General features: G+C 40.1%; 17 protein-coding genes. 10 read left to right on the forward strand and 7 right to left on the reverse strand.

Annotated elements, in window-relative coordinates; all coding sequences use genetic code 11:
• Nucleotides 1–117 precede the first annotated feature (117 nt).
• From ilvD to L0668_RS04900, 3 genes are read left to right on the forward strand one after another with little or no spacing between them, the layout of a single operon-like run.
• Nucleotides 118–1,965: a dihydroxy-acid dehydratase gene (gene ilvD, locus L0668_RS04890; RefSeq protein ID WP_235310957.1), complete on the forward strand. Its 1,848-nt coding sequence runs from the start codon at nt 118–120 to the stop codon at nt 1,963–1,965.
• A complete protein-coding gene (ilvA, locus tag L0668_RS04895; protein ID WP_235310958.1) occupies nt 1,966–3,522 on the forward strand; it encodes a threonine ammonia-lyase, biosynthetic in 1,557 nt (518 codons plus the stop codon).
• Between the two features lie 54 nt (nt 3,523–3,576).
• Nucleotides 3,577–4,497: a glutaminase gene (locus L0668_RS04900; protein ID WP_235310959.1), complete on the forward strand. Its 921-nt coding sequence runs from the start codon at nt 3,577–3,579 to the stop codon at nt 4,495–4,497.
• A gap of 302 nt (nt 4,498–4,799) precedes the next feature.
• On the opposite strand, the gene tsgA is transcribed toward L0668_RS04900, so the two are convergent.
• From tsgA to ftsY, 4 genes are all read right to left on the reverse strand, one after another.
• Nucleotides 4,800–5,975, reverse strand: a complete 1,176-nt coding sequence (tsgA, locus tag L0668_RS04905) for an MFS transporter TsgA (RefSeq protein WP_235310960.1) — start codon at nt 5,973–5,975, stop codon at nt 4,800–4,802.
• Between the two features lie 75 nt (nt 5,976–6,050).
• Complete coding sequence (gene ftsX, locus L0668_RS04910; protein ID WP_235310961.1) at nt 6,051–7,031, reverse strand: permease-like cell division protein FtsX; 981 nt, start codon at nt 7,029–7,031, stop codon at nt 6,051–6,053.
• 30 nt (nt 7,032–7,061) lie between these two features.
• Nucleotides 7,062–7,757, reverse strand: a complete 696-nt coding sequence (gene ftsE, locus L0668_RS04915; RefSeq protein WP_235310962.1) for a cell division ATP-binding protein FtsE — start codon at nt 7,755–7,757, stop codon at nt 7,062–7,064.
• Between the two features lie 3 nt (nt 7,758–7,760).
• Nucleotides 7,761–9,125, reverse strand: coding sequence for a signal recognition particle-docking protein FtsY (ftsY, locus tag L0668_RS04920; RefSeq protein ID WP_235310963.1), 1,365 nt, complete (start codon nt 9,123–9,125; stop codon nt 7,761–7,763).
• A gap of 84 nt (nt 9,126–9,209) precedes the next feature.
• Between ftsY and rsmD the strand changes: the two genes are divergently transcribed.
• Complete coding sequence (gene rsmD, locus L0668_RS04925; protein ID WP_235310964.1) at nt 9,210–9,797, forward strand: 16S rRNA (guanine(966)-N(2))-methyltransferase RsmD; 588 nt, start codon at nt 9,210–9,212, stop codon at nt 9,795–9,797.
• Nucleotides 9,798–9,850: 53 nt separating this feature from the next.
• Here the strand turns inward: rsmD and L0668_RS04930 are convergent, their stop codons facing one another.
• Together L0668_RS04930 and L0668_RS04935 are read right to left on the reverse strand one after the other, a co-directional pair.
• Nucleotides 9,851–10,432, reverse strand: coding sequence for a YjaG family protein (locus tag L0668_RS04930; RefSeq protein WP_235310965.1), 582 nt, complete (start codon nt 10,430–10,432; stop codon nt 9,851–9,853).
• 71 nt (nt 10,433–10,503) lie between these two features.
• Entirely contained in the window at nt 10,504–11,094 is a 591-nt protein-coding gene (locus L0668_RS04935) for a YhgN family NAAT transporter (RefSeq protein ID WP_235310966.1), read from the reverse strand.
• A 337-nt stretch (nt 11,095–11,431) separates the two neighbouring features.
• On the opposite strand from L0668_RS04935, the gene L0668_RS04940 reads away from it, so the two are divergent.
• Entirely contained in the window at nt 11,432–11,614 is a 183-nt protein-coding gene (locus tag L0668_RS04940; protein ID WP_235310967.1) for a helix-turn-helix domain-containing protein, read from the forward strand.
• Nucleotides 11,615–11,668: 54 nt separating this feature from the next.
• On the opposite strand, the gene pepB is transcribed toward L0668_RS04940, so the two are convergent.
• Nucleotides 11,669–12,961 (reverse strand): aminopeptidase PepB, encoded by a 1,293-nt coding sequence (pepB, locus tag L0668_RS04945; RefSeq protein ID WP_235310968.1) that lies wholly within the window; start codon nt 12,959–12,961, stop codon nt 11,669–11,671.
• Nucleotides 12,962–13,040: 79 nt separating this feature from the next.
• On the opposite strand from pepB, the gene sfsA reads away from it, so the two are divergent.
• The 5 genes from sfsA (at nt 13,041) to folK (ending at nt 17,282) form a co-directional block, all read left to right on the forward strand.
• A complete protein-coding gene (gene sfsA, locus L0668_RS04950) occupies nt 13,041–13,742 on the forward strand; it encodes a DNA/RNA nuclease SfsA (protein ID WP_235310969.1) in 702 nt (233 codons plus the stop codon).
• Nucleotides 13,743–13,906: 164 nt separating this feature from the next.
• The gene (gene dksA / locus L0668_RS04955; protein ID WP_235310970.1) at nt 13,907–14,356 is read left to right on the forward strand and encodes an RNA polymerase-binding protein DksA; all 450 of its coding nucleotides are present in this window, start codon (nt 13,907–13,909) and stop codon (nt 14,354–14,356) included.
• Between the two features lie 76 nt (nt 14,357–14,432).
• Nucleotides 14,433–15,353: a tRNA glutamyl-Q(34) synthetase GluQRS gene (gene gluQRS / locus L0668_RS04960; RefSeq protein ID WP_235310971.1), complete on the forward strand. Its 921-nt coding sequence runs from the start codon at nt 14,433–14,435 to the stop codon at nt 15,351–15,353.
• 148 nt (nt 15,354–15,501) lie between these two features.
• Nucleotides 15,502–16,797, forward strand: a complete 1,296-nt coding sequence (gene pcnB, locus L0668_RS04965; RefSeq protein ID WP_235311221.1) for a polynucleotide adenylyltransferase PcnB — start codon at nt 15,502–15,504, stop codon at nt 16,795–16,797.
• Complete coding sequence (folK, locus tag L0668_RS04970) at nt 16,794–17,282, forward strand: 2-amino-4-hydroxy-6-hydroxymethyldihydropteridine diphosphokinase (RefSeq protein WP_235310972.1); 489 nt, start codon at nt 16,794–16,796, stop codon at nt 17,280–17,282. The genes pcnB and folK overlap by 4 nt, the downstream gene beginning before the upstream one ends.
• Nucleotides 17,283–17,300 lie beyond the last annotated feature (18 nt).

Raw genomic sequence — 17,300 nt, forward strand, 5'->3', positions numbered from 1 at the left:
TCTCGAATTCTTACCTAGCGTAAATACCTGTATGCTTTATCGCATAAAGTTAACTGTTTTAAATAAGTAATGGTTTTTTGGCCGTTACATAGACAACCCAATTAAAGAGTAAAAACAATGCCAAAGTTAAGATCAGCTACTACAACCCAAGGGCGTAATATGGCCGGCGCCAGAGCCTTATGGCGTGCCACTGGTATGAAAGATGGAGATTTTCATAAACCTATCATAGCCGTATCTAACTCATTTACTCAGTTTGTCCCTGGCCATGTGCATTTAAAAGATATGGGGCAACTAGTTGCGCGCAGCATTGAAGCTGCTGGTGGCGTAGCTAAAGAATTTAATACCATAGCGGTAGATGATGGTATTGCTATGGGTCATAGCGGTATGTTGTATAGCTTGCCTTCTCGCGAAATTATTGCTGATTCGGTTGAATACATGGTCAATGCTCACTGTGCAGATGCCATAGTGTGTATTTCAAACTGTGACAAAATCACTCCGGGCATGTTAATGGCGTCTTTACGCTTAAATATTCCAGTTATTTTTGTATCAGGCGGCCCTATGGAAGCAGGTAAAACTAAGCTTTCTGATCAAATCATTAAACTTGATTTAGTTGACGCTATGGTCGCGGGTGTTGATGACAACGTAAGTGATGAAGATAGCAACGAAGTAGAACGTTCTGCTTGTCCTACTTGTGGTTCTTGTTCAGGTATGTTCACTGCCAACTCAATGAACTGTTTGACTGAAGCCCTTGGTTTATCTTTGCCGGGGAACGGCTCTATGTTGGCAACTCACGCGGATCGTGAAGGCTTGTTCAAACAAGCTGGTAGCCAGATTGTAGAATTATGTCGCCGCTATTATGAAGAAGATGACGAATCTGTATTGCCACGTAATATTGCAAACTTTAATGCATTCGAAAATGCCATGAGTTTAGATATTGCTATGGGTGGATCAACTAATACTATCCTGCACTTATTAGCAGCAGCTGTTGAAGCTGAAATACCTTTTACCCTTGATGATATTGACCGCTTATCCCGCAAAGTACCGCAACTTTGTAAAGTTGCTCCATCTACACCTAAGTATCATATGGAAGATGTTCACCGTGCTGGTGGTGTGTTGGGCATTCTAGCTGAAATAAATCGTGCTGGATTATTGCATGCAGATTCTCCTCACGTGTTGGGTAAAACCATAGGTGAAGTAATAGCTGAGTGGGATATTACTAACCCAGCCAATGAAAAAGCTTTAGAATTTTATAAGGCGGGCCCAGCTGGAATTCGCACCACTAAAGCCTTTAGTCAAAACTGCCGTTGGCCTACAGCCGACACAGACCGTGCTGAAGGTTGTATTCGTAGTCGTGACCATGCATTTAGTGAAGAAGGCGGTCTAGCTGTATTATTTGGAAATATTGCTGAAAATGGCTGTATTGTGAAAACTGCCGGTGTAGATGAATCTATCCTCAAGTTTACCGGTCGTGCGCGCATTTTTGAAAGCCAAGACACAGCTTGTGCTGCGATTCTAGCTGACGAAATTGTAGCAGGTGACGTTGTCATAATTCGTTACGAAGGTCCTAAAGGCGGCCCGGGAATGCAAGAAATGTTGTATCCCACTACTTACCTTAAAGCCAAAGGATTAGGTAAAGAATGCGCCTTGATTACTGATGGTCGTTTCTCAGGTGGTACATCAGGCTTATCTATTGGTCACTGTGCACCAGAAGCGGCAAGTGGCGGTGGTATTGGTTTAGTTGAAGAAGGCGACACTATGCTCATCGATATTCCAAATCGCACCATTGGCATAGATATCAGTGATGCTGATTTACAGACCAGACGTGACAAGATGAATAATAGTGCTAAACCATGGAAGCCAGTTTCTCGTGAACGTAAAGTGACACTAGCACTTAAAGCTTATGCATTATTAGCAACAAGTGCCGATAAAGGCGGAGTGCGTGATGCATCCAAGTTGGAAGACTAAATGAAACTTTCAGCCGATGATTATTTAAAGCGCATTTTATTGTCGCCCGTTTATGACGTGGCGGTGAACTCTGATTTGCAAAAATTAGATAAACTGTCTGCTGCTGTAGGTAATGAAATTTGGCTGAAACGTGAAGACCAACAACCTGTTAAGTCTTTTAAATTACGTGGTGCGTATAACAAATTAAGCCAGCTCTCAGATGAACAATTAAAAGCTGGCGTGGTGGCGTCTTCAGCGGGTAATCATGCTCAAGGCGTGGCTTATTCGGCTAAAAAAAAGCAAATCCAAGCCACCATAGTAATGCCCGCTACTGCGCCTGATATTAAAGTGGATGCGGTAAAAAGTTTTGGTGGCGAATACGCCAACGTGGTTTTGCACGGCACCAGTTTTGACCAAGCTAAAGAAGAAGCACTGCGCTTATCCCAAGAATGTGGATATACCATGGTGGCGCCTTTTGATGATCCCGATGTAATTGTTGGCCAAGGCACTATTGCTCGTGAATTACTTGAACAAAACCCTGATCTTGACACTTTATTCATTGCCGTAGGTGGCGGTGGATTGATTGCCGGTATTTCAGTCTTTCTAAAACATCTTAAACCAGAATTGAAAATTATTGCAGTAGAGTCAGAAGAATCTGCTTGTTTGCAAGCCGCAATGCAAGCGGGTAAACCCGTGCCGCTTAATCATGTGGGCATATTTGCTGACGGGGTGGCGGTAAAAATTATTGGTGATGAACCATTTCGTCTATGCCAACAGTATGTAGATGAGGTGATTACTGTCAGTACCGACGAAATTTGTGCGGCCATCAAAGATATTTTTGACGATACCCGTGTGATTGCAGAGCCAGCTGGGGCTTTATCTGTAGCAGGTATAAAAAAATATTTGCATGCTCACCCCGCAGTTAAAAATCAAAAGTTTGGCGGTATATTATGTGGCGCTAATATTAATTTTCATACGTTACGTTATGTATCTGAACGTTGTGAATTAGGTGAACAAAAAGAAGCGGTATTCGCGGCAAAAATTCCAGAGCGTAAAGGGGCGTTTAGAGAGTTTTGTGAAGTATTAGGCGGCAGAGCCATTACTGAGTTTAATTATCGATATTCGACCGACCGTGAAGCCCACATTTTTGTGGGCATAAAGTTGCGTGAAGGCCAGCAAGAATACGACCAGTTAAGCGAGCAATTAAATAACCAAGGATATCAGTGTTTTAACTTGTCAGATAATGAAATGGCCAAGTTACATGTGCGTTACATGGTAGGTGGTCGTCCACCTAGTTTATCAAATGAAAAGTTATTCTCCTTCGAATTTCCAGAACACCCGGGTGCCTTAATGAAGTTTTTAGACACCTTAGGTGAAAACTGGAACATCACCTTATTCCACTACCGTAATCACGGAGCTGCCGAAGGTTTAGTGTTGGCTGGGTTTGATATAGCTGATGAGCAACGCGCAGACTTTGATCAGCATTTAGCTAAACTAGGTTATATCTACGAAGAGCAAACCCATAACCCTGCCTATAAGTTTTTCTTGTCAGATTTAAATGGTGTGTTTGAAAAGTAAGGTAAGCAGTAGATACTAAATTGAGGCTAGAGATAGCCAGCTAAAGGGCTAAATATGCAACAAATAGTAGATGATATTGCAGCGCAAATGGCCTCAAAAAGTGACAAAGGAGCTGTAGCTAGTTATATCCCGCAATTAGCCTGTGTTGATCCGAATCAGTTTGCCATCAGTGTGGCTTTACCTGATGGAAGCTTGTACAGCGCAGGTTGCTCAGAGACACTTTTCTCTATTCAAAGTATTTCAAAGGTATTTACCCTAACGTTAGCATTAGGAAAATTAGGTGAACGAGTATGGACTCGAGTTGGCCGCGAACCTTCTGGGGACCCATTTAACTCTATTGTGCAACTCGAACATGAACATGGAAAACCACGCAACCCCTTTGTAAATGCAGGCGCTATCGCAATAGCGGATGCTATTCTGCACGGGCATCAGCCAAAAGAAACCCTAGCCGAAATTTTACGATTTATGAGATTTATGGCAAATGATGAATCCATCACAATAGACGAAAAAGTGGCCCGTTCAGAATTAGAAACTGGCGACAGAAATGCATCTCTAGCTCATTTCATGGCGTCCTTTGGTCACTTTGAAAACTCAGTCGATGCTGTATTAGGTACTTACTTTCATCATTGCTCTATAGCAATGAACACCATTCAATTAGCTACCTCAGGACTATTTTTAGCCAATGATGGCATTAACCCGACTACTGGCTATAGAGTGGTGTCGTCTAACAGAGCCAAACGCATTAACTCTTTAATGCTGATGTGTGGCCATTACGATGGCTCTGGCGAATTCGCTTTTAGAGTGGGCTTACCCGGCAAAAGTGGTGTAGGTGGCGGTATTTTGGCTGTGGCACCGGGAAAGGCGTCTATCGCAGTTTGGTCACCTGGGTTAGATCCCATAGGTAATAGTAAACTTGGCACTCAAGCTTTGGAGTTGCTTGTTAAGAGGACTGGATGGTCGGTATTTGGTAAGTAGCTAACGCGGGTTTTCTTTGCTAAATAAGCATGACTTCGGCACTTGCCAAGCATGCATGGGCACCGCTTTTCGGTAAGACAATTGCTGTGTTTATAAAGTATCGACATTATAGGCTAAGATAAAAACCGCTCCTAGCTCTGAACCATTATTCCGCTGGTTCCTGTTAACTACTTACAGGAAAGTCGAAATGACCCGTAATCCATTTTTTAGTTGTGTTGGCCCTGTATTAACATGCCTGTCCTATTAAACCGTTTAACCCTACTTATAAGTTCTTCTTGTCAGGTTTAAGCGGTATGGTCAACTCAGCCTTTCTTATGCTCTAATACTAAACAAGCGCAAATTAATACAGCTACTAGGCTAAAACCTATTAGTGTCATTAACATTGCACTACTCACTCCAAAAGTGGATACAACTAAGGCTGAAAGTGCCGGTGCAATTGTGCTACCAAGGGTAGCTGAGCAAAGTAGAAAAGTAACAAGAAAGGGTGGTGCATTTTTGATTTGTTGAGTGCCAATAGATATCCCCAATTTAAAAATACAGGAAGTTAGAAACCCTAGCCCCAAAGTGACAGTTAAAAACCAGTCGGGATCTGAAGTGCTGTATAATAGAAACGATAAGGCCACCGCTATTGCCAATACACACAATAATAAAGGACGAGTAGGAACTTTCATTACTAACAGTGTGACTGTAAGTAAACCAAAAATTGAAGGCCCCCAATAATTACCTACGGCACTTGCGGCTTGGGTCGAATCTAAGCTAAGAATCTCTTGCAAATAACTCGGAGCCCAAGTTAAAAAGGTGGTTTGAGAGGTTAAATAGCAACATAAGGCAAAGGCTACCAAGATCACTCTTGGGGTCCAAATATTTACCTTGGTAGATGGTTCATAAGGTTCGAGATCCCGCTGATTCCTTTGGGTATCTCTAGGGAACCTTAAAATAAAACAACCGATGAAAATCAGAAATGCCAATACTCCGACAACTGCATAGCTCAATGTCCATAAGTGATTTGCTGACAATAAAATGATAGCCAATGAGGGAAATATATATCCGGCTAAGCTAAATGAACAATCGGTGGCCAAAAATGCAGAGGCTCGCTTTTTTTCATTGTATAAATGAGTAATTAAGACTGCACCACCTGCTAATCCAATTCCACAACCTATACCTAAAACAAACAAAAAAATCGATACAACTAGGAGGGATTGACTATCCAAAAACACTAATAGAATTAATGACAGGATGAAGGCTAGATAATTAACCTGCAGGATTCTTTGAGTGGTGAATCGACCATACAACCACATGGCTATAAATGTACCGGCGAGAGTTCCTCCAGTTAACAGCGAAAAAATAGAAGCGACTTTAGTTACACTTACATTTAGGTATTCGGCTAGGGGAGAAATCAATACGCCTATTTGGGTCATTAATCCAGACATCACCATATACGTCATAAATGCAATTAAAGTTAATAGTGCTTTATTCATGCTAATGCTGATTCCCTAATTTATTAATAAAGCGTACTTACCGGAACTTGCAGAGTTGAACTTATACAGACTTTGTTATTTAGGTTCAATTTCCCTTACATGACGTCTGACTGATAACAAGGAGCCACTTAGCCCCAAAAATATTGATACAGCTAACATCAACATAAACGTACTAAAATTGAGGCCTGTTATATCAAAGTTCTTTTGGTATAGGGCACTTACGGTTTTAATACTACTGCTCATCCACCAGAGTAAAATGGTAACTGCGAACCAAGCTAACACACCACCTAAAAAACCATACCAAAAGCCGGTATACATGAAAGGGCGCTGAATAAATGCATCTGTTGCCCCGACTAACTTCATCACGAGTATCTCATCTTTCTTACTAAGAATATTAAGTCTTATGGTGTTGCCAATAATTAACACTACGGCTAAGAACAATAATAAGGCAATCACAGTAACTAATTCTTTCACTACATTTAGCAAACCGTGTAATCGTTCTAGCCACTCAATGTCTAATTTGCCTATATCAACTTCCCGTTCACCTTTGAGTTTTTCTAACAATAATCTAGCAGCAGTTGGCCCTGCGTGTCGGCTGGTGGGAGTAACCAATACTACATTAGGTAAGGGATTTTCATCTAAATAGGTGATAGCGTCACCAAATCCTGATAATTGTTTGAATTCATCTAAGGCTTTGTCTGCGGAAATAAATTCAATTGTGTCAACTTCTGGCCAAAGTTGAATACGTTTTAATAATTGGTCGACATCGCTTTTGCTTGCATCTTCTTTTAAAAATAAAGAAATTTGCGAGGCTTGCTCCCAACCTGAACTGACTTGTTCAGCGTTTTTAACCATGACATACAAAGTGCTTGGTAAAGTAATACTGAGCCCTAACACACCTATGGTCATAAAAGATGACGTTCGAGAGCGCCATAACTCTCCGAGACTACCTAAGGCTTGTCTTACATGACTGACAAAAAACATTACAATTCGCTGTGCTGCAGATATTTGAGCAATTTGTGCACCTTGTACTCTGCCTTTAAATAAAATGCTCATTGATTAACCTACGTATGGTTGAAAGATTGATTAAACGTATAAATCATCTGTTTGAAACTCTTCATCCAGTCCATCTGTGATCATTTGTCCTTGTTTAAGAGTTAAGGTTCGATATTTCATGCGAGCGATTAAACCTAAATCATGGGTGGCAATAAAAACAGATACCCCAGCTTGATTAAAATCTTCAAATAAACGAATGATTTCCATGGAAAGTTTTGGATCTAAGTTACCCGTTGGTTCGTCAGCTAACAACAATGGCGGTTTATTCACTACCGCTCTAGCAATGCCCACTCTTTGTTGTTCTCCTCCAGATAACATCATTGGAGAATTTTTAATCTTGTCTCGTAAGCCCACCATTTCTAATGCAGCATGAACACGTTTGGCAATTTCTTTATGAGAATAACCTTCAATCACTAAAGGTAAGGCCACATTATCAAATACAGTTTTATCCATTAATAATTGGTGGCTTTGAAAGATCATGCCTATGTCGCGACGAATATATGCTATTTGTTTGCGTTGTATGTTGGATAGGTCGTGACCATTGATCAAAACTTTGCCTACAGTCGGCCGCTCCATAATCGATATAAGCTTAAGTAAGGTGCTTTTACCGGCACCAGAGTGTCCAGTTAAAAAAGCCATCTCTCCAGGTTCAATATGAAAATCGACCTTACGCAAAGCCTGTTGGCCACCGGGATAGGTTTTACTAACTTGCTCAAACTTAATCACGGTTTAATTTACCTGTTCATCGGGTTCAGTAAATAGGGCATTAACAAAGTCTTGGCTATTGAATGGACGTAAATCATCTATGCCTTCGCCTATTCCAATGTATCGAATTGGGATCTCAAATTCATCTGCGATAGAAAATATCACGCCGCCTTTTGCTGTGCCATCTAGTTTAGTTAAGCTTATACCTGTTAAGCCAACTGCTTCGTGGAATAGTTTAGTTTGGCTGACTGCGTTTTGGCCAGTGCTGGCATCTAGAGTTAACATGATTTCGTGAGGCGCTTCTGGTGAAATCTTTTTCATTACACGCACGACTTTTTTCAACTCTTCCATTAAGTGGTCTTTATTTTGTAAACGACCAGCGGTATCCGCAATTAATACATCAATATTTTTTGCTTGGGCAGATTGAAATGCATCAAAAATAACTGATGCACTGTCTGAACCGGTTTGTTGCGCCACAACTGGAATGTCGTTGCGCTCTCCCCAAACTTGTAGTTGTTCTACCGCTGCTGCTCTAAAAGTATCACCCGCGGCCAACATGACTTTTTTGCCTTGTTGTTGAAATTGTTTTGCCATTTTGCCAATAGTTGTGGTTTTACCTACACCATTTACGCCAACCATTAAAATAACAAATGGGCCTGATGGTGAATTAAGTTGTAGTGGGCTTTCTACTTTTTGTAACATGCCTGCCATTTGTTCTTTAAGTACTTGATACAGAGCTTCGCCATCTTTTAATTGTTTGCGGTTAGAACTTTCAGTCAATTGGTTGATTAACTTAACTGTAGTATTCATGCCAAGGTCAGCTACCAACAATTGGGTTTCAAGCTCTTCAAACAAGTCATCATCAATGGCTTTGCCTTTAAATAAACTTATTATGCCACTACCAATACTTTCTTTTGTGCGTGATAAACTTTGTCTTAATTTACCAAAAAAACCAGTTTTTTCAGTTTTGACAGGCGCTACTGCTGTTTTTTGTGTTGATTCAGCTTGATTGTTTTCTGAAATTTCTGGAATGGGATCGGGTTCTGATATCGATTCTGAGGCTATGTTGGGGACAGCGAGCTCAGCTTGAGTAGAAGTGTTTTGTGTTACCTCTTGTACCGAATCAGTATGAGAATGATTAGTTTCTAAAGTGCTTTCTTGACTATCTTCGGCAGCACTCTGTTTTTCTTCTGAAACTTCATTAGCTTCGTCTAACCCCTCATTAACTGTGACTTCAAGTGGTTCTTCTGCTAATTCAGAATCATTGTTCTTTATTTCTGGAGTGGACTTTGATGCTAGCTCATTCGCTGATTTTGTAGGTTGAGTATCCTGCTCGACAGACTCTTGAGTTTTATTATCTTTTTTAAGCCAATTGAAAAACTTTGACATACAGTTGAAAAATCCTTGGAATTTCGTTGAACTAATTAAGTACACTAGTGTTATCTGTTCCTAATAATAGCATTTCTATCCCAAATGAAGCGAGGCGTAAAAACAACTCAAAAGGCAAATGGTGCAATTCGCATCATTAGTGGCCGTTGGCGAGGGCGTAAATTGCCTGTTATCGATGTGCAAGGATTAAGACCCACCACAGATAGAAACAAAGAAACCTTATTTAATTGGTTAATGCCTTATACCCAAAACGCTAGGTGTTTAGACGCTTTTGCCGGTAGTGGTGGATTAGGGTTTGAAGCACTTTCTCGTTACGCTCAATCAGTTGTATTTATTGAATTAGATAAAAAAGCGGCGGCTAAACTTAATGAAAATTTAAAGTTATTAAATATTGAGGCGCAACAAGCAAAGGTGATGTTAGGCAGTGCAGAACAGATGCTAGATAAAATTGATCAAACCTTTGATTTAATATTTTTAGATCCGCCCTTTAATAAAAATTTATTACCCGCCGTGATTGATAAAATAGCGGTTCGAGATTTATTGGCCCCAGATGGGGTGATTTATATTGAATCTGAGGGCCAGTGTATATATTCGGTTCCAGATGATTGGCAAATGATTAAAGAAAAACAAACTTCACAAGTTCTTGTGAGGTTATATCAACGGGTAGCTTGATTATTTAAAATATTTAGCAGTAGCGTATGCTTAAATTTATCCCCCATAAAAACTTAGATTTCAATACCAATATTACTCATGCCTTCTGTTGTGGCTAAAGTTTTTAGTTTTTTGCATGTTTCCGCATTTTTAGGACTTTTATTTAACAAGATTAATAGTTCTTGTTGGGTTTCTATCTCCCACTGCATGAGTGGATGTTGCTTGATGTCTTGAGGTTCAAGCTCTTGTTCGCTACTAGCTTCAATAAAGGCTTCGACCCCTCCTTGTGATAATTTACTAACCACCACAGCACCTTGTAAATCTTGTTCTTGGATTAATAATATGGTGGCAGACATAGACATAGCTACATCGATAGCAGGGTATACACCATAGTTGTCAAAGTCGCTGGCGTCAGGAACTAATTCTTCTACTTTCTCGAGTTGCGCAGCAAAATTAATTTTGGCTTTGGGTACGGCCAACCACTCCCAAATAGAATTAAGGGTTTTGCGATATTGAGCTGGGTCGGCAAATTCAGTGACTTCACAAAATAAGGTGTAATTAGGCAACATTCTTTCTAACAAAGTCGCGGAAAAGGCGACTGCATACCAACCTTCTAACTCTCTAACTTGCTGAAATATATTTAATTTTTTATTCAATCTGTTCTCTATTTTGTTTCATTATTAAAATTTTTGAGGGGGTAACTTTGGCCATAATAGGTGTTTTTTATCTAACCTAACCCATAATAATCGCCAATACCATCTAATAACATTTGGATGGAAATCATGATTAAGATCATACCCATTAATCGTTCTATTGCGGTTAAGCCTCTCTCCCCTAAGAGTCGATGAAAAGTGCCCGATAACATTAATATAGTGGCTGAAAATAGCCAAGCGCCAGCTAAAGCCAATGACCAATCTAACATACGATTATGGTCTTGATTGGCTAAAAGTATTAAGGACGCTAATACTGAAGGTCCAGCTATCATAGGGATGGCTAAGGGGACTATAAAAGGCTCTTCTCCAGAAGGTAATCCAGTAATCCCTCCTGGTTGAGGAAAAATCATTTTTAAGCCTATTAAGAATAAAATGATGCCGCCTGCAATACTTACTGATTCTTGGCGAACATTTAGGAAGTCTAAAACCGCCTGTCCGCTAAATAAAAAAGTAAACATGATTATAAGCGAGAATATTAGTTCTCTGGCTAATACAATTTTTCGACGTTTGGGCTCAATACTTTTTAATACAGACATGAAAATAGGTAAGTTCCCTAAAGGATCCATAATTAAGATTAAAGTTATGGCTGCAGACCAAGTGTCCATAGTAGTGCTCTATATGATTTTTACTGAGTGTTTATATCACCTTATTCGTAAGCTTGAAACCGATGGGAGTATTTTAAAAGTTAGACAATTTAGAGCTAAAAACAAATATTCAAATTGAGTCCTCAAAATATTGCTGTCTGTTCATTTAGTCACTATTATTCAATTACACAGATAAAAAAAGTTTTAATTTCAATGGCTTGATGATTTAATGGAGGAGTGCAAAATTGGTAAATAATTTTGTGTTAATCAAATGGATGATAAATTGAGCTAGCAATTATTGATCTTTAAGCTTTACTAAGAAATCATCATTATTATAAAAATATTTGAGGGTAGACGAATGAGTCTAATGACAGTAGCACAAGTTGCAGAGTTTCTAGGCGTACAAGATGTAAGAGTTGAAAGGTTGGAAAGAGAAAGTTTACTTATTGCCGCAGATAAAGATGCCGCTGGCAATCCTTTGTTTGACAAGGATGCGGTAGAAAAATACAAGGTACTGGCTGAGCGTTTAGGCGGTATCTAAATTAAATTCATTACAAAAAGGAAGAGTATCTCCCTTTTTGTAAGTCTTTTATTTTTAGTTGTTATTTTCTTCTAGCAAGGTTTTAGCAATTGTTCTAAACCCTTGTGCTGTGGCACCAGCTGGCAGGCATGGGGTATTGGATGGGTTATAAGCAGCTGCTAAATCTATATGCAGCCAACCAGCTCCATCCTCGTTTACAAAACGTGATAAAAAGCCCGCCGCATTTGAGGCTCCGCCCCCGCCGCCTCCTTTTTGTGGTCTACTATTAGCTGTATCTGCAAACGCTGAAGGGCATTTGTTTCTATGCCATTTCTCTAGTGGCAATGCCCATGCCGGTTCTTGCTCTGAATTAGCGTATTTTAGTGCACGTTGTTCTAAATTTTTATCCAATGCAAAAAATGCATTGTACTCACTGCCAAGAGCGACTTGAGCAGCGCCAGTAAGGGTTGCTGCATCTATAATTAATTCTGCACCCGTTTCACTTGCAGCCATTAACCCGTCGGCGAGTACTAATCTACCTTCAGCGTCTGTATTCACTATTTCAACTGTTGTGCCATTTTTATAGGTAATCACGTCTCCAAGCTTGTATGCATGGCCGCTGACTAAGTTCTCTGCACAACATAAAAATAGTTTTACCCTTTTATTCAAACCTCTTAAAATGGCTAGGCCGAGTCCCCCTGTTACTGTAGCGGCTCCACCCATATCACATTTCATACTTAGCATACCTTCACTACTTTTCATGCTGTAACCACCGCTATCGAAGGTAATACCCTTACCAACTAAACAGGCACTAACATGTGCATTAGGGTTATTTGTTGGGTTAAAATCTAATTCAAGCAATACGGGAGGACGAGTACTGCCTCGGCCCACATGATAAATACCCATCCAGCCTTGTTTTTTTAGCTCTTCGCCCGTACAAAAGGAATAACTAATTGAATGATCTGTGAGAGATTGTAGCCAATTCGCACATGAGTTTGCTAATACTTCGGGCGAGAGATCTTCCGGAGTGGCATTAATTAAATTTCGAGTAAACAACATACACTCATATCGATTAATCAATTCGGTCTTGTTTTGATCGTCACACCATTGAATGTGAAGCTGCTTTTGAGTCGTAGTAAAACTTTGGGCTAATGCCCATTGTTGCTCAATTTGCCAATCGCCTATGAGTTGAATTTGCATTATTCCTAATCCATCCAATTGCCGGCCAGCTTTTTGAATGACTGCCAACTCGTTTTCTGGATCTGTTAAATGAATTTTTGCTTGATGATTTTCAACACTTAATACCGAATTAGGTGCGTAAAAATCTGCAGGGGGCTGAGTGGTAAGGGTAATAGATAAATGAGACATGACTTCTCCAATTCAATATATATTTGTTAGAATAACACGCATACCGTCAGCCATTCACTAAAGATCAACACCTTTAACTATGCATTATCCAGATTTAATTCAAGGCACTTTGATTAAGCGTTACAAACGTTTTTTGGCTGATGTGCAGCTAAATGATGGCAGTATTGTTACTGCGCATTGCCCAAATACAGGTGCCATGACCGGTTGTGCTGAACCAGGTTGGCAAGTTTGGTTATCGCCTAGCACCAACCCTAAGCGAAAACTTCCCTTTACTTGGGAAGTGGTTAAGACTAATAAAAATCATTGGATCGGAATAAATACTCACAAGGCCAATGCCATTGTTAAAGAGGCCTTATCTAAGCAATTAATTCCAGAATTAGTTGGATATAACCAACATAAAGCTGAAGTGAAATTTGGCGAAGAAAACAGTCGCATAGACTTTTTACTAATGGCTGAGCATAAGCCAGATTGTTATGTGGAAGTTAAATCAGTCACCTTGTTAGACAATGAACTGGGATATTTCCCCGATGCTAAAACCATTAGGGGACAAAAACATCTAAGAGAACTCAGTTCAATAGCAAGTAGAGGCGAAAGGGCTGTATTGTTGTTTTGTGTACAACACACTGGAATAAACTCAGTGACTGTTGCTCAACATATAGATCCAGATTATGCTAAAGAATTATCGTTGGCCATGGACAAAGGTGTCGAGGTCTTGTGTTATGGTTGTCATATTGATGCAGAAAAAATCTATGTAAATCAATCTGTAAGATTTTTTATTTAACTTGATAGTTGATTTTTTCAGCAAGGACACCATATACCCAGCTCAAAATTGATTTCATTCCAGCGGATAAGTTGATAGCAAATAAATTGCCAGTGTAATGGCTTTCTGATATACATAGCCGCCTGCACATTACAGCTCGTGCCGTAGTTTAGGAGAATTGGCAAATGCCAACAACAAATACAAATAAAACCCTTGGGTTATTAGCGGTAGCCGGATTAACTCCTTACGAGGAGAAAAAAGGCGAAGAGTACATGAACGATGCTCAAATGGAGCATTTCAGTTTATTACTTAAAGCTTGGCGCGATCAGTTGCGTCAAGAAGTTGATCGTACTGTTCACCACATGCAAGACGAAGCGGCTAACTTTCCTGATCCAGTGGATCGCGCAGCTCAAGAAGAAGAATTTAGTCTTGAGTTACGTACTCGAGATAGAGAACGTAAGCTAATTAAGAAAATCGAAAAAACCCTTAAACGTATAGACGAGGATGATTTTGGGTTCTGTGATGCTTGTGGTATCGAAATTGGTGTACGTCGTTTAGAAGCCAGACCAACAGCCGATATGTGTATCGATTGTAAAACTATGGCTGAAATTAAAGAAAAACAACTTCAAGGTTAGTTTTGTAAAGCCCACTCAAAGTAAATCGAATTTATTTTGAGTGGCTTAAGTAACTGACTTCGTTGACCTCAACTGATTGTCTTCTTTAACCTTAAATAATGCATCTAATTATGTAGGGCGCTTTGCTCCCTCACCATCAGGTCCTCTTCATTTTGGTTCATTGGTTACTGCTTTAGGTAGTTACTTACAAGCTAAATCTAATGATGGTAAGTGGTTACTTCGGATAGAAGATATTGATCCTCCTAGAGAAGTAGCAGGTGCAAGTGATTGTATCTTAAGTTGTTTAGAAGCTCACCAGCTTTTCTGGGACGACTCTGTTGTTTATCAAAGCCAACGTAGCGAACTTTATGCGGATAAAATAGAGTGGTTACACAAACATGGCTTTACCTATCATTGTCAATGTACTCGTGCCGAATTATGTCAACTATCTCAGGGCCAAATCTGTGCGTGTGTTGGGCTTAATTTACCTGCATTGAGTCATGCAACGCGTTTTAATTTTTCATCTCCTGCCATTCACTTTAATGATCAATTGTTAGGAAAAATTACGTTTGATCAAACACAATTGGCACGCCAGTTTGCCATTCGTCGTAAAGATGGATTATTTGCTTATCAATTAGCTGTAGTAGTGGATGATATTCAGCAAGGTATTACCGAGGTGGCAAGGGGAGCTGACTTATTGTCGGCAACCGCATACCAAATTGCTTTATATCAAGCCTTTGATTGCGCTATTCCGCAGTTTTTACATTTTCCAGTTGTGGTGTCAGAACCAGGTAAAAAACTAAGTAAACAAAATCATGCATCCGCGGTGCAAAACACAGCAGCTGCAGCCAATTTAGTTGCAGCTTTACAATTTTTAGGTTTATTGGTTCCGCGTGAGTTAACAGGTGGTGCGATTGCAGATATATTAGGTTGGGCAATTGATAATTGGGATTTAGCTAAGCTGGTGGCAAAAACCGAACGCATTGACAATAGAATTGCACAACAAGACAGTATATGATTGGCGCCCAAATTTAAGGCTCACAATAAGCATAGGAGCAATTGATATTATTTCTCGAGTTATAGACAAGGTAAAAGGTGCGTTACGCCAGAAAGCGACAGAGCGCCCTAAAACTGCAGACAAGCCTGCTGATCTTGTCGCGACCGTTATTCCTCGTGCAGAACATGCAGTGTCACGAGAAAGTTTTAGTGAGAACGCGCTAAAAGTGCTGTACCGCTTGCACAATAGTGGTTATCAAGCCTATTTGGTTGGCGGCTGTATTAGAGACGTCATGTTAGGCAAAGAGCCTAAAGACTTTGATGTGACAACAGACGCGACTCCTGAGCAAATTAAAGGCCTGTTTCGTAACTGTCGATTAATTGGCCGTCGTTTTCGCTTGGCTCACATAGTATTTGGCAGAGAAATTATCGAAGTCGCAACTTTTCGAGGACATCACGAAACGAGTCAAGATACAGAGTCCAAGGTGAGTAAACAAAGCGACCATGGTCAACTACTAAGAGACAACGTTTTTGGTAGCATTGAAGAAGATGCGCAACGCCGAGATTTCACCATAAACGCCATGTATTACAATATCGCTGATTTCTCAATCCGTGACTTTGCAGGCGGTATGCAAGCCATTAAAGACAAAAAGATTGCTTTGATTGGAGATCCAGATACTCGTTATAAAGAAGATCCTGTACGTATGCTTCGAGCTATACGTTTTGCGGTCAAACTCAATATGACAATTAGCCAAGAAACGGCTGAACCTATTAAGCGTATGGCTCCCCTGATGGCCAATATTCCGCCCGCTAGGTTGTTTGAAGAAGTATTAAAACTCTTGCTGTCAGGCCAAGGTTTAGACACATATAAATTGTTATCTGAGTATCATTTATTCGAGCCTTTATTTCCACAATTAGCGCCTCTATTAAAACAACCAGAAAGTCGTGAAAATCGATTTGTTGAGCAAGTGCTTACTAATACAGATAATCGCATTAATACTGGGCAACGAGTTACCCCTGCATTTATTTTTGCTGCGTTTATGTGGTATCCATTAGAAGAGCGTTGTGAGCAATTAATGGCTGAAGGAGGGTTGAATCATTTTGATGCCTTTAACTTAGCCTTAAATGATGTATTAAATCGTCAGATCCAGCGGATCATGATCCCGAAACGTTTTAGTATTCCAATTCGTGATATTTGGCAATTACAAAACCGATTACCTAAGCGATACGGCCGCAGAGCTTATCAATTATTAGAGCACCCTAAGTTCAGAGCGGCTTATGACTTTTTGTTGTTACGAGGTCAAATTGAAGGTGGCAAATTATTAGAGCTAGCTGAGTGGTGGACCGACTTTCAAGAGGCTGACGAAAACCAGCGAAAAAACATGTTGAATATTTTGCGTGAAAAAGAAGGCGGTGCACCTAAACGCGCACGTCGTAAGCGTAAGAAGCCTAAAGCCTCTTCATGAGTCTTGTATACATAGGTTTAGGCAGTAACTTGTCTAAACCTGAGCAACAGCTCGATAACGCTTTAAAATCCTTATCAGCTATACCTAATACAGAGTTAGTTTGCTGTTCTAGCTTTTATGTTAGTCAACCTATGGGCCCCAAAGACCAGCCAGACTTCGTAAATGCCGTGGTTTTACTTAAAACCACACTCGAGCCTTTAGCGTTACTCGAACAAACCCAGAAAATAGAGTTATTACAAGGCCGAGAGCGCAAAGAAAATCGTTGGGGACCACGGACGTTAGATCTTGATATTTTGCTTTATGGTGATCGCATTATCGATTTGCCTGACTTGGTTGTTCCTCATTACGGAATGAAAGCCAGAGAATTTGTGTTGTACCCTCTGCTTGAAATCGCAGAAAATTTAATTTTACCAAGCGGCGAAAAGTTATCTAAGCTGGTTGAGTCATGTCCTAAAAATGGACTTAGGATAATTGAGTTTAAATAAGCTCAATTCTAGAATTTT

The organism is Paraglaciecola algarum (assembly GCF_021532655.1).
GTDB lineage: Bacteria > Pseudomonadota > Gammaproteobacteria > Enterobacterales > Alteromonadaceae > Paraglaciecola > Paraglaciecola algarum.